Origin of the sequence: Palleronia rufa (assembly GCF_000743715.1) — a bacterium.
Taxonomy (GTDB): domain Bacteria; phylum Pseudomonadota; class Alphaproteobacteria; order Rhodobacterales; family Rhodobacteraceae; genus Palleronia; species Palleronia rufa.
The window spans coordinates 74,233-85,792 of the sequence record NZ_JQEY01000007.1 but is presented as its reverse complement, the minus strand read 5'-3'; the positions used below and the strand labels follow the sequence as shown (position 1 = coordinate 85,792).

The window sequence follows — 11,560 nt, the reverse complement described above, 5'->3', positions numbered from 1 at the left end:
GTGTCTTCGAACCGCCATGCCGCGATCCGCGTTTCCGGGCTTAGATATACATCGGGCGTGCGGATTCAATCACCCTGTCCCGAGACCGCGAAATTGCCGCGCCCGTCGGCGACGGCCTGCCACCCCGCGGGATGTCCCGCGACAGGGGCCGCGACCAGAGTACCATGCCTGAAAACCGCCGGGGACGCCATCAAAGAATGGCGCGGCAGGCCGGTGTCGCGCCAGGTGGCGCACTCTGTCAGATGCCGCCCCAGGGCGGCGATGCAGAGATCGGGCGCTGCGGGTCCGGTCAGGCGCCAGCGCCCGTCCCAGAGCCGGTCGGCCGGGGCGGTGATCCGGGCCACGGCGGCGGGTTCGCGGGCAATGCGGAGCCGCTGGCCGGGACCGGGCGACAGAAGGCAGCCGTGCAGCGTGCGGATGCCGCAAGGCGTCGGCCACGTGGCCAGGGCGTCCAGCCCGGCCTGGCGCGGCCCGTCGCCCCGTCCCGACACCCAGCGCAGCGCCGCGGCGACGAGACGGCGCGCGATTTCCGCCGGGAGCGGCGGCGTCAGGTCCAGCAGCAGGTCGCCGCGGTCCGCGGTCGCGCGGCGGGCGGCCTCTTCATCGGCGTAATGGTCGAGCGCGGTGCTGGCCTGCCGCAGGTGACGCGCGGTGGCCGACAGGGCCTCGACCCCCGCGCCCATGGGGGCGAGCGCGGCCAGCACCCGGCGGGCGCGGGCCCGGTCATAGCGCGGATCGTCGTTGGAGGGATCGTCGCTCCAGCCGATGGCCCTGCCGCGCAGGTGGTCGCGGAGCGCCGCCCGGCTCAGGTCCAGAAGCGGGCGCGCCCAGGCGACACCGTGACGCGCGAACCGGCGCGGCATCTCCGCCAGTCCGTCGCAACCGGGCGCGCGGCGGAGGCGCAGAAGCAGGCTCTCGGCCACGTCGTCGGCGGTATGGCCCAGCATCACGACATCCAGCGCCCGGACCCGCGCCCACTCCCCGATCAGCCGGTAGCGCGCGTCCCGCGCGCGGGCCTGAAGATTGCCTGTGCCGTCCCAGTGCCATTGCAGCGTGTCGTGGGAAATGCCGCGGGCGGCGCAGAACGCCGCGACGGCCACAGCCTCCGCCCGCGCTTCGGCCCGCAGGCCGTGATCGACGGTGACCGCATGGACGGACCGTCCGCCGGCCCCCGACAGCACCAGGTCGAGGCAGGCCATGGAATCGCCGCCGCCGGAGACGGCGACGCCGATCCGGTGCGCGGGGCCGGGATCGACAGGCGCGGGGCGCGGCCCGCCCGCCGTCACTGGCAGCCGATGGAGGCCCGCGCCGTCTCGGATTCCGCCGCGGCCTCGCTGCCGGGAAAGAGCGACGGAACCTCGCCCAGGGTGGCGCAGGCATCGGCCGTCTGGCCCACCGCGTCGAGCTTTCGGCCAAGCTGCAGCAAGGCGTCCGGGGCCAGCGCCCCGTCCGGGCTGCCGGAGTAGGACGCAAGATACGCGCGCGCCGCGGCCTTGTCGTCGCCCAGTTCCGACAGGGCCTGGCCGCGGTAGAAATGCGCCTCGCCGGTCAGCGCGCCGCCCGTGTAGGTCTCGGTGAAGGTCTCGAAGAGGTCAGCGGCGCTGCGAAAGCTGCCGGAATCGAGCGCCTCCTTCGCCCGGTCGAAATCCGCCTGTTCCCCGATCGCCAGCTGCGCGCCGTCGGTCACGTTCTGTGCCGGGGCCGCGGTGGGCACATCCACGCCGCCCAGGGGCGGTGTTTCGCCAAGGCTGCCCAGATCGCAGCCATCGTCCAGCTCACAGACCCGGAAGCGCAGGTCGCCCAGCCGGTTGGTGCCGTCCGACACGACCCGGTTGACCCGGTTCTCGACCTCCTCGGTCGAGGAGGTCAGGCGGCGCAGCTCGGCCTCCATGGCGTCGATCCGCTCCAGCGCCGAGGTGCCGGTCAGGCTGGTCTGCGGCGCGCCGGTGGTGGACAGCTCACGCTTCAGCCGCCCGACCTCCACCAGCAGGACCTGGATCTCCTGGCGGATGTCGGCCAGCGTCTGGCCGTCCTGCGCCAGCGCCGGACCGGCGAGCGTGCCGACGCAGGCAAGAACGCTGAGCGCGCGCAACATGGCCACCCCCTCAGCTCGTCAGGCCGCCGGCGGCGATCACGGTCACGGCGCGGCGGTTCTTGGCGTAGCAGTCTTCGGTCGAGCAGACCTCGATCGGGCGCTCCTTGCCATAGGTCAGCGTTTCCAGCCGCCCCGCGGAGACGCCCTGGCTGACCAGGAAATCGCGCACCGACGCGGCACGGCGGGCGCCGAGGGCGAGGTTGTATTCCCGCGTGCCCTGCTCATCGGCATGGCCTTCGATGATGGCGGTGTATTCGGGGTTCTGGGTCAGCCACCGGGCCTGCCCCTGCAGGGTCTGGCGCGCATCGTCGTTCAGCGTGGACTGATCGACCTGGAACAGCACCCGGTCGCCGATGGTCTGGTTGAAATACGCCGTCGATGACGGGTCGAGCGCGCCCTGGCTGATCCCGTCCGCCCCCGGAAAGGCACCCGGCCCGGTCCCGTCGGCCGTGCCGGGCCCGAACCGGCTGGGATTAGAGCAGGCGGCAAGGCCCAGCAGGCCCAGCAGCAGCAGGGATTTTCCGATCATAGGCATCGACGCGCTCTCCTCAGATTGACTTTCGGTGTTCTAGCACCGCCGCGGCGGCTTGGAAACGTCATGGCAGCAGCGGCGACCAGGCCGGATCGGAGGCCGGCCCCGGCGTCGGCACCCGGCGCAGGTTCCGCCCCGACACGTCCACCGAATAGAGCGCCGGCTGCCCCTCTGCGCCCGCACTCTGCCGGGTGAACATCAGCACCCGGCCATTCGGGGCCCAGGTCGGCCCCTCGTCAAGGAAAGAGGCGGTCAGAAGCCGCTCCTCGCTGCCGTCGGTGCGCATGACGCCGATATGGAACCGCCCCTCGTTCTGCTTGGTGAAGGCGATGAGATCCCCGCGCGGGCTCCAGACCGGCGTGCCGTAGCGCCCCGGCCCGAAGGAGATCCGCTTCGGCTCTCCTCCGCCGGAGGGCATGACGTAGAGCTGCGGCGAGCCCGAGCGGTCGCTCTCGAACACGATCTGGCTGCCGTCGGGGCTGTAGGAGGGCGCCGTCTCGATCGACGGCGCGTTGGTCAGCCGCTGCGGCTGGCCGCCCGGCGACAGGCGATAGATGTCGGTATTGCCGCCGGTCGAGGCCGAGAACACCACCGTCGAGCCGTCCGGCGCATAGCGCGGGGCGAAGGTCATGGACTCCGACGGCACCGGCAGCGGCACGCGCGACACGCTGCCCACGTCCATCTGGTAGATCTGCGGAAAGCCGCTTTCGTAGCTGGTATAGAGCACCCGGTCGCCGGTGGGCGAGAAACGCGGCGCCAGCACCAGCGACGAGCTGTCGGTGAGGTACTGCACGTTGGCGCCGTCGTAATCCATGACCGCCAGACGCTTCTGGCGGTCGTTCTTCGGACCGGCCTCCGACACGAACACCACGCGGCTGTCGAAATAGCCCGATTCGCCCGTGATCCGCGAATAGACCGCGTCGGCGACCTTGTGGCCCAGCCGGCGCCAGCTCGACTGGCTGCCGGAAAGCGAAAGCCCCTCGCCCAGGGGCGCGTCGGAGAAGACGTCGAAGAGTCGGAACTTGACGGTCAGCGAGCCGTCCGCGCCGGCTGACACCGCGCCGGTGATGAGCGCCTGGGCGTTGACGGCCTTCCAGTTGGCATAGGACACGGTCTGGGTGAACTCGGTCACCGGTTCCACGAAGGCGCTGTCGGGGATGCGGCGGAAGAGACCCGTTCCCACCAGGTCGTCGGCGATCACCTGGGTGATCTTGCCGGCCCATTCGCCGGCGTCCGGGGTCTCGGCGATGAACGTGGGCAGGGCGAAGGGCAGCGGTTCGATCACGCCTTCGGTGATCTCGATCCGCAGCGGTCCCTCCTGCGCCTGTGCGGGGGCCAGCGGCAGGACGCAGAGGGCGGCAAGGCCCGCCCAGCGGAAAACGCGCATCAGCTTCTCTCTGGTTGTCTCGACTGTCATCTCAGCGCACCCTCATATCGCGTGGGTTGAAGGTCACTTCGACCTGTTGCCATTGGGCGAATTTCTCAGCCGGCAGCTTATAGCCCCCGTTCTCGAACTGACAGCGCAGTATGGCGCGGCGGCCGGCCTCGAACGCCGCGCGCTGGGCCGCGGGCGACCCGCCATCGGCGGCGACCTGCTGAAGGCTGCTGTCCACCACCCGGTTGTCCGGCGTCATGTTGAAGCGGATCGTCACCGCCACGTTGGCCCATTCGGACCCCACATCCACGTTCCAGCACGACCGGACGGCCAGGGTGAAGGCCTCTCTCTCGCCGGCGGTGATCGGCGGGCCGGCGGGCGCGCCCTGGAGCGTGCCTTCCTCGACCCGCTCTTCCAGGCCCGCGATGGTCCGGTCGATGGCGCTCTGGACGTTGTCGGACGCGGCCGAGCTGGTCTCGGCCGGGGTCTGCGGCGCCGGGGGGGGCGTCGGGGCGGGGTCGGGCGGAGGGGCGGGATCGGCGCGAGCCACGCGCTCCGGGCGGGTCCGGGGGCGGGCCGTGGCCGCGGGGGCGACGTTCGGGGTGCTGGCCTCCGGCTCCTCGGCCTCGGTCACGATCTCCGTCGCGGCCTCGGGCGGGGCGGCGGGGGGCTGTTCCTCCGCCAGCTGCGGCGCTTCCTCCACCGGCTCGGGCGCCACCGCCTCCTCCGGGGTCTCGGCGCGCTCGGCCTCGACCGGCGGGGCGGGGGCCGGTGTGGGGGCGACGCGCGGCGCCGGGCGCGGCTTGTCCTCGGGCCCGGTCGGCAGCGGCTCCGGAGCCGCGGACTGCGGCGCGGGCTCCGGCGCGGGGTCCGGGGCCGGTTCGGGCACCGGCTCCGGTTCCGGCGCCGGCATGGGTTCCGGCGCGGGTTCTGGCTCCGGCGCGGGCTCCGGTTCGGACGCGGGCTCCGGTTCGGGGGCGGGATCGACCACGCGGGGCATCTGCGGCGGGGTCTCCTCCTCGGGTGCTTCGGGGTCCACGGCGGCCGACGGCTCATCTGCCTCCATCATGGGGGGCGGCGTGGGCGTGCCCTCGTCGGGGCGGGTCAGGGCGGCGAATTCCTCTTCGCTCAGCACCGTCACCTCGGCGGTTTCCAGCGGCGGACGCGGCGCGCGCTGGAACAGCCCCCCGAACAGAAGCGCCAGCAAGAGCAGCACATGCGCGCTGCCGGATATGATGAGTGGCGTGTCCATGTGCCCCCTCACGGAGCCTCCCGCCGGTTACCCGTCGGACCCGTCGAGCCGCGGCCCGCCCGCGTCCGTCACCAGTCCGATCTCATTGAAGCCGCCGGAGTTGAGCGCGCCCATCACCTCGGCCACGCGGGCGTAGGGGATCGCCCCGTCGGCACGCAGGAACACCTTGCGGCTCTCGCGCTCCGCGGCGATGGCGCGCAGCTGGCCGATCAGGTCGCCGCTCTCGGTATCGTTGTCCATCAGCAGCACCCGCCCGTCGCCGGTCAGGGTGACGGTCAGCGGCTCCTCACGCTCGGTCGGCAGGGCCTCGGCGGCGGTTTCGGGCAGCTGGATCGGCACGCCCACGGTCAGAAGCGGGGCGGCAACCATGAAGATGATGAGCAGCACCAGCATCACGTCCACGAAGGGGGTGACGTTGATCTCCGACATGGGACGCGCGCGGGACCGCCGCCGCCGGCGCCCGCCGCGCTGGTCCTTCTGTATGATGCCTGCGGCCATGTCAGCCGTCCAGCTGGCGCGACAGGATGGTCGAGAACTCGTCGGCGAAGGATTCGTATCCGCCGACGATCCGTCCCTGGTCGGCGGACAGCTTGTTGTAGAAGATCACCGCCGGGATCGCCGCCAGAAGGCCCAGCCCGGTGGCCAGAAGCGCCTCTGCGATGCCGGGCGCCACCACGGCAAGGTTGGTGTTCTGCGCCTCGGCGATGTCGATGAAGGCGTTCATGATGCCGAACACCGTGCCGAAGAGGCCGATGAACGGCGCGGTGGCGCCGATGGTCGCAAGGATCGGCAGACCGCCCTCCAGATCCTGGGATTCGCGCGCGATGGCGACGTCCATGCTGCGGTCGATCCGCGCCGCGGCGCCCGGGATCATCGCGCCGTCGCCCTTGTGGCTGCGCTGCCATTCGGCCATGCCCGCGGCAAAGACGCTGGCCGCGCGGCCGTCCGGGTCCGGGCCGATCTGGCGGTAGAGATCGTCCAGCGGCTCACCCGACCAGAACGCGGAATCGAACCGCGCGGCCTCTGCCTGCGCGGTGCGGAACGTCAGGTGCTTGCGGATGATGATCGCCCAGGACCAGACCGACGCCGCGATCAGGATCAGCATCACCAGCTTCACCGTGAGCGTGGCGCGCGCGAACAGCGCCAGCATGGAGAAGTCGATCTCCGCCGCCGCCGCGAGAGTTTCCGTTTCCATCTGACTGCTCTTTGTCTGCCGCGGGACCGCTTGCGGATCCCTTCGGCGATTTACCTACCGGAGTGCGGACGCAAAAGCCACCGAAAGCGCACGATCGGGTGATCGTGGGGGACGCCCCCCGCCCGATCGGCGGCGGCGCGCCGGCGTCCTCAGCCCAGCGCGCGCAATTCCGGCGGCATCCGGCGCACGCCGCCGGTGACGTGGTCGATCACGACCAGCTCGACCCGCGCCCGGAACAGCGTGCGGGGACCGCGCCGGATGACCTGGCACAGGACCATCCGCGCCCCGGACGCGCTTTCGATCGCTGTCTCGACCTCCAGCGCGTCGTCGAGCCGGGACGGGGCCAGGAAATCGCCCTCGACCCGGCGCACGGCGAAGACCGATCCGTCGCGGCGCATGGTCACCTGGTCTATGCCCTTTTCGCGCACCCAGGCGGACCGCGCGCGCTCGATGTATTTCAGGTAGTTGGCGTGATAGACGATCCCGCCCATGTCGGTGTCTTCGTAATAGACCGTGATCGGGAAGAAATGCGCCATGCGCGGCCTCGTCGCCATGCCATCGGCGAAGGGGATAGGATGGCGCGCGGCGGGAGTCTAGGGTGGCGCAGGGCGGGGGAAACCGATCATGACACGACTGACGCCGATGGCGGCAGCGCCGATCTTCGCGGGGCTGGAGGCCGGGACCATATCCCGCATCGCGGCCGCCGGCCGGCACGAGGTGCTGGAACCCGGCGCCGCCCTCTTTCACGAGGGCGACCCCAGCGACGGGCTCTATGTGGTCGAGACCGGGCTGATCCGTGTCTGGCGTACCGACCGCGACGGCAATCCGTTCACGCTGGCATTCCTGCGGCCCGGTGCCAGTCTGGGAGAGATGGCGCTGGAGACCGCGCCGCGGTCGGCCAATGCCACGGCGCAACAGATCGCGCGGCTGTTCCACCTGCCGCGCGCCAGCTTCGAAGGGCTTATCGGGACCGAGCCGGCATTCGCCCGGCGGATGATAGAGGTGCTGGCCGCGCGCGTCCGCCACCTCAACGGAGAGCTTCACGCGCTGGCCTATCATTCCCTACGCGCCCGGCTTGCGCGCAAGCTTCTGGCCCTTTGCGGTTCGGAAGGAGACACCCCGCCGCCGCTCAGCCAGCGCGAGATCGCCGCCATGCTGGGCGTGACGCGCGAGGCGGTGAACAAGCACCTGCGGGCGCTGGAGAAGGACGGGGCACTGGCGCTGGAGCAGGGTCGGGCGCGGATCCTCGACATGGGCCGGTTGCGAAAATACCTGCCCGAGGTGTGATCGCGATCACACCCCGCAGCGGCGAATCGCCGCAACCATGAAGATGCTGCGTCCAAGGGCGCAGCGGCCATCGCGATACCGATGGTTGAACCTCACGGTCGCCCGCGGCCGGGCCATTTTAGAACAAAGACTTTTCAGGCCGGTCCGGCATGATGGTGTGCCCCCGGCGGGGCCGGGATCGTCCGTACCGGGCGGTCCCGGCCCAATTCGTGTCCGCTGCCGGTCCGGGGGGGCTGGATCTGCCTCGGGAACGGCAATCGCTGTGGGTGCGATCACACCTTCCCGGTCCGGTCCGTGCCAGCATGTTCGGGCGGCCCGCTCCCTCCCGCACCGGGTCCGCATCGCAAAGCAAGACTGACCGGAGCCCATCCGCTCCGGTCTTTTTTCGTCAGGCCGGCGGAAAGATCCGGGCCGAGAGCCGCAACGCGTGGGCAGGATCGCGGGACATGGCGGGCATGACACGATCATAGGCTGCGCGGATTACCGCGCCGATCTCGGGGTGCAGGACCACGGTTCCGCCCGGCGTGCGCGCCAGGGGCGAGCGGTCCTGAAACGCGGTGTCCGACCACAGCACGATGGATTGCACCACCTGCGACAGCGCCACGGTTTCGGCCGGAATGCCCGACATCTCGCTGTCCATCCGCACGAACAGGAACGCCGCGCGGATGGCGCCGGCCTCGTCGAAGCGGAACACCCGGTACTGGTTGGCCTCCGCGTCTTCGAGCCGGTCGAGCACGGGCGCCAGGTCGGGGATCAATCGGTCGAGATCCGGGACCTGGCGCAATTCGTCCCAGTCGCGGAAGAAGAACACCATGAAGTTGACGCCGAGTTCCGGGTCCGTCTCGGCCAGATCCAGTCCGGCCAGCTGCGTCACCGCCTGCAATGCGCCCTTGACCACCGACAGCGTGGCGTCGTCCACGCCGAACACCACCGGCGCGATGGGCCGACCCCACCGCGCGAACAGGTAGCTTCCGTCCGAGCGCGTGAAAAGCGGTTCGATCTGGTCGGGCTGCATGGGCGGGCCTCCTCTGGGGGCGCGACCTAGGGGACGCGGACCGGCAGGGCAAGAAGCCGCGGCCGCAGGCGGGGGTCAGCCGTCGAAGAGATCGCCGGCGCCCGGGCCGCGCGGCGGCGCCAGTCCAAGGTGCCCCCAGGCCGCCCGCGCCAGCATCCGCCCGCGCGGCGTGCGCTGGATCAGCCCCTGCTGGAGCAGGAACGGCTCGATCACCTCTTCCAGCGCGTCGCGGCTTTCGCTGAGCGCGGCGGACAGGGTCTCGATCCCCACCGGTCCGCCCTGGTAATGCTCTGCGATAAGGCCCAGATAGCGCCGGTCCGCCCCGTCGAGCCCCAGGTGGTCCACCCCCAGCCGGGTCAACGCCGTGTCCGCCAGCGCCCGCGTCAGCCGCCCGTCGCCCTCGACCAGCGCGAAATCGACCACCCGGCGCAGCAACCGTCCGGCGATGCGTGGCGTGCCACGCGCGCGGGCGGCGATCTCGCGGGTGCCCTCCGGCTCCGCCTCCACGCCCAACAGCCGCGCGCCCCGCGCCACGATGGCCTGCAACTCGTCCACGGTGTAGAACTGCAGCCGGATCGGGATGCCGAACCGGTCCCTGAGCGGGGTCGTCAGCAGCCCCAGACGCGTCGTCGCCCCGACCAGGGTAAAGGGCTGGAGTTCGATCCGCACGGTGCGCGCGGCCGGGCCCTCGCCGATCACAAGATCCAGCTCGAAATCCTCCAGCGCGGGGTAGAGCACCTCTTCGACCACCGGGTTCAGGCGGTGGATCTCGTCGATGAAGAGCACGTCCCGCGCCTCCAGGTTGGTCAGGATGGCGGCCAGATCCCCGGCCTTGGCCAGCACCGGTCCGGAGGTCATGCGAAAGCTCACGCCGAGTTCGCGCGCGACGATCTGCGCCAGCGTGGTCTTGCCCAGGCCGGGCGGGCCGTGGAACAGCGCGTGGTCCATGGCCTTGCCGCGCATCTTCGCGCTCTCGATGAACACGCCCAGATTGGCGCGCGCCTCCGCCTGTCCGGTGAACGCGTCGAGCGTTTGCGGTCTGAGCGCGGGGCCGTCATCCTCTGCCAGCGGCTCCGGTCGCAGGGTGGGATCGGGATCGGTCATGGGGCCGTCTCCTGGCTGCGGACGGGACGGCCCGGGTTTGCGGCAGCATGCGCCGCGGACGGCTGGGTGCCGCAACGACAAAAGCATTCCGGCCGGGACAGAGCCGGGGGGGGAGGGGCGGCGACCGTCCGCGTACCGGCGGCCGTCGCCGCCTCGGGGGTGGGCGGGAGAGGCAGAAATCCCGCACCGCCCCGGCCACGGACCGGCCGACCGGGGCGCCGCGCGGCGGGCAATATCCGCAGCGGTCCCGCGTATCGACGCGCCAGGCGCCGCGCGCCAACACCGCGAACGCGCGGCAGCGGCGTGGGCGGCACGGCCGAGACGGTGGACATGCGCACGGCGCCGAAAGACCGCGCCATCGCGGCGGCGCCGACGATGGCAAGGACGTCGCCGGCCGCGCGCCCGTCCGTGTCGGTGGCGTTCTGGAAAACCGCCATCCCTACCCCTTCGGCGCCAGCACCCTGAGCGCGGCGCGGATGAGGGTTTCTGTCGTGGCGTCGGCCTGTGCGCCGGAGGCCTCGGCAACGGCGCGGGCGGCCTCCGACGGGGCATAGCCCAGGTTCGACAGGGCGGACATGGCCTCTGCCTGCGCCGCGCCGGTACCGGGCGGGGCGTGGGGCTGCGGAAGTTGGGCGGCCGCAGCCGAAGGCGGGTGCGGCGGGTCGTCCGCCGCCAGGACCGCGCCGCCCCGGGCACCCAGGGCCATGACGGCCGGCGCCTTCTCCTTCAGTTCGTTTATCACCCGCTGGGCGATCTTGGGGCCGACGCCGGGGGCCGCCCGGATCGCCGTCGCGTCGCCCAGCGCGATGGCCCGTCCGACCCCGTCGGCCCCCAGCGTGCCCAGGATCGCCAGAGACGCCTTTGCCCCGATCCCCTGCACGCTGGTCAGAAGGCGATGCCATTCCTTTTCCAGCAGCGTCGGGAAGCCGAAGAGTTGCAGCAGGTCCTCGCGCACCAGCATGTCGGTATAGAGCGACGCGACCCCTCCCGGTCCGGGCAGCGACGCGCGGGTCCGGTCCGAGACATGGACCACATAGCCGACCCCGCCGACCTCCAGCAGGATGTGGTCGCTGCCCACATACCCGATCCGCCCGGAGAGCCGGCCGATCATGACCGGGCCCTGGCAAGCGTGCGGGCCGCGCCCAGATGGGCATGGTGGCAAAGCGCCACTGCCAGCGCATCGGCAGCGTCCGGTCCCGCCGGGACAACGCCGGGAAGCTGCATCCGCACCATATGCGCGATCTGCTGCTTGGCCGCATGGCCCACGCCAACGACCGTCTTCTTGACGGAGTTCGGCGCGTACTCGCCGACCGTCAGCCCTGCCTGGGCCAGCGCCAGCAGCGCCACGCCGCGGGCCTGCCCCAGCTTCAGCGTGCCGGCCCCGTCGCGGTTCACGAAAGTCTGCTCGATGGCGGCCGCGTCGGGACGTTCGCGCAGCAGGATCTCCGTCAGCTGCCGATGCAGCGACAGAAGCCGCTGGGCCAGATCGCCGCCGCCGGACAGGCACTGTCCGTTGGCGACATGGCCGAGGCGGCTGCCCCGGCACTCTATCACCCCCCAGCCGAGCGTCCTGAGACCGGGGTCGATGCCCAGTATCCGCATGGTGCCTGCCCTTCGTACGCCCGTTTCGCGACCGCTAGCACGAAAGGCGAACATGCGCCAAGGGGGCTGGCACGCGTCGCGGCCGCGCGGTGCCTTTGGCGCC

Annotated in this window: 13 protein-coding genes; 1 reads left to right on the top strand and 12 read right to left on the bottom strand. The window is 71.4% G+C overall.

What is annotated here, in order from left to right; genetic code table 11:
- Positions 1-65: 65 nt before the first annotated feature.
- From tilS to ybgC, 8 genes are all read right to left on the bottom strand, one after another.
- Positions 66-1,286, bottom strand: coding sequence for a tRNA lysidine(34) synthetase TilS (tilS, locus tag KW83_RS10950; RefSeq protein WP_051928447.1), 1,221 nt, complete (start codon positions 1,284-1,286; stop codon positions 66-68).
- Positions 1,283-2,095, bottom strand: a complete 813-nt coding sequence (ybgF, locus tag KW83_RS10945) for a tol-pal system protein YbgF (RefSeq protein ID WP_036178409.1) — start codon at positions 2,093-2,095, stop codon at positions 1,283-1,285. The genes tilS and ybgF overlap by 4 nt, the downstream gene beginning before the upstream one ends.
- Before the next feature lie 10 nt (positions 2,096-2,105).
- Positions 2,106-2,630, bottom strand: coding sequence for a peptidoglycan-associated lipoprotein Pal (gene pal / locus KW83_RS10940; protein ID WP_036178407.1), 525 nt, complete (start codon positions 2,628-2,630; stop codon positions 2,106-2,108).
- 61 nt (positions 2,631-2,691) lie between these two features.
- Positions 2,692-4,014, bottom strand: a complete 1,323-nt coding sequence (gene tolB, locus KW83_RS10935) for a Tol-Pal system beta propeller repeat protein TolB (protein WP_036178650.1) — start codon at positions 4,012-4,014, stop codon at positions 2,692-2,694.
- A gap of 31 nt (positions 4,015-4,045) precedes the next feature.
- Positions 4,046-5,254, bottom strand: coding sequence for a hypothetical protein (locus KW83_RS10930; RefSeq protein ID WP_036178404.1), 1,209 nt, complete (start codon positions 5,252-5,254; stop codon positions 4,046-4,048).
- A gap of 27 nt (positions 5,255-5,281) precedes the next feature.
- Positions 5,282-5,752, bottom strand: coding sequence for an ExbD/TolR family protein (locus KW83_RS10925; protein ID WP_036178402.1), 471 nt, complete (start codon positions 5,750-5,752; stop codon positions 5,282-5,284).
- A 1-nt stretch (position 5,753) separates the two neighbouring features.
- Positions 5,754-6,449: a protein TolQ gene (tolQ, locus tag KW83_RS10920; RefSeq protein ID WP_036178399.1), complete on the bottom strand. Its 696-nt coding sequence runs from the start codon at positions 6,447-6,449 to the stop codon at positions 5,754-5,756.
- 149 nt (positions 6,450-6,598) lie between these two features.
- Positions 6,599-6,985: a tol-pal system-associated acyl-CoA thioesterase gene (gene ybgC, locus KW83_RS10915; protein WP_036178397.1), complete on the bottom strand. Its 387-nt coding sequence runs from the start codon at positions 6,983-6,985 to the stop codon at positions 6,599-6,601.
- A gap of 88 nt (positions 6,986-7,073) precedes the next feature.
- On the opposite strand from ybgC, the gene KW83_RS10910 reads away from it, so the two are divergent.
- Entirely contained in the window at positions 7,074-7,736 is a 663-nt protein-coding gene (locus tag KW83_RS10910; protein WP_036178394.1) for a Crp/Fnr family transcriptional regulator, read from the top strand.
- A 388-nt stretch (positions 7,737-8,124) separates the two neighbouring features.
- Here the strand turns inward: KW83_RS10910 and KW83_RS10905 are convergent, their stop codons facing one another.
- The 4 genes from KW83_RS10905 to ruvC all read right to left on the bottom strand — a co-directional run bounded on the left by KW83_RS10905 (position 8,125) and on the right by ruvC (position 11,457).
- Entirely contained in the window at positions 8,125-8,751 is a 627-nt protein-coding gene (locus tag KW83_RS10905) for a hypothetical protein (protein ID WP_036178392.1), read from the bottom strand.
- Positions 8,752-8,826: 75 nt separating this feature from the next.
- Positions 8,827-9,855, bottom strand: coding sequence for a Holliday junction branch migration DNA helicase RuvB (gene ruvB, locus KW83_RS10900; protein ID WP_036178390.1), 1,029 nt, complete (start codon positions 9,853-9,855; stop codon positions 8,827-8,829).
- Between the two features lie 439 nt (positions 9,856-10,294).
- Positions 10,295-10,966 carry a Holliday junction branch migration protein RuvA gene (gene ruvA, locus KW83_RS10890; protein WP_036178378.1) on the bottom strand — a complete coding sequence of 224 codons (672 nt, stop codon included), beginning with the start codon at positions 10,964-10,966 and terminating at the stop codon, positions 10,295-10,297.
- Positions 10,963-11,457: a crossover junction endodeoxyribonuclease RuvC gene (gene ruvC, locus KW83_RS10885; RefSeq protein WP_036178376.1), complete on the bottom strand. Its 495-nt coding sequence runs from the start codon at positions 11,455-11,457 to the stop codon at positions 10,963-10,965. The genes ruvA and ruvC overlap by 4 nt, the downstream gene beginning before the upstream one ends.
- Positions 11,458-11,560 lie beyond the last annotated feature (103 nt).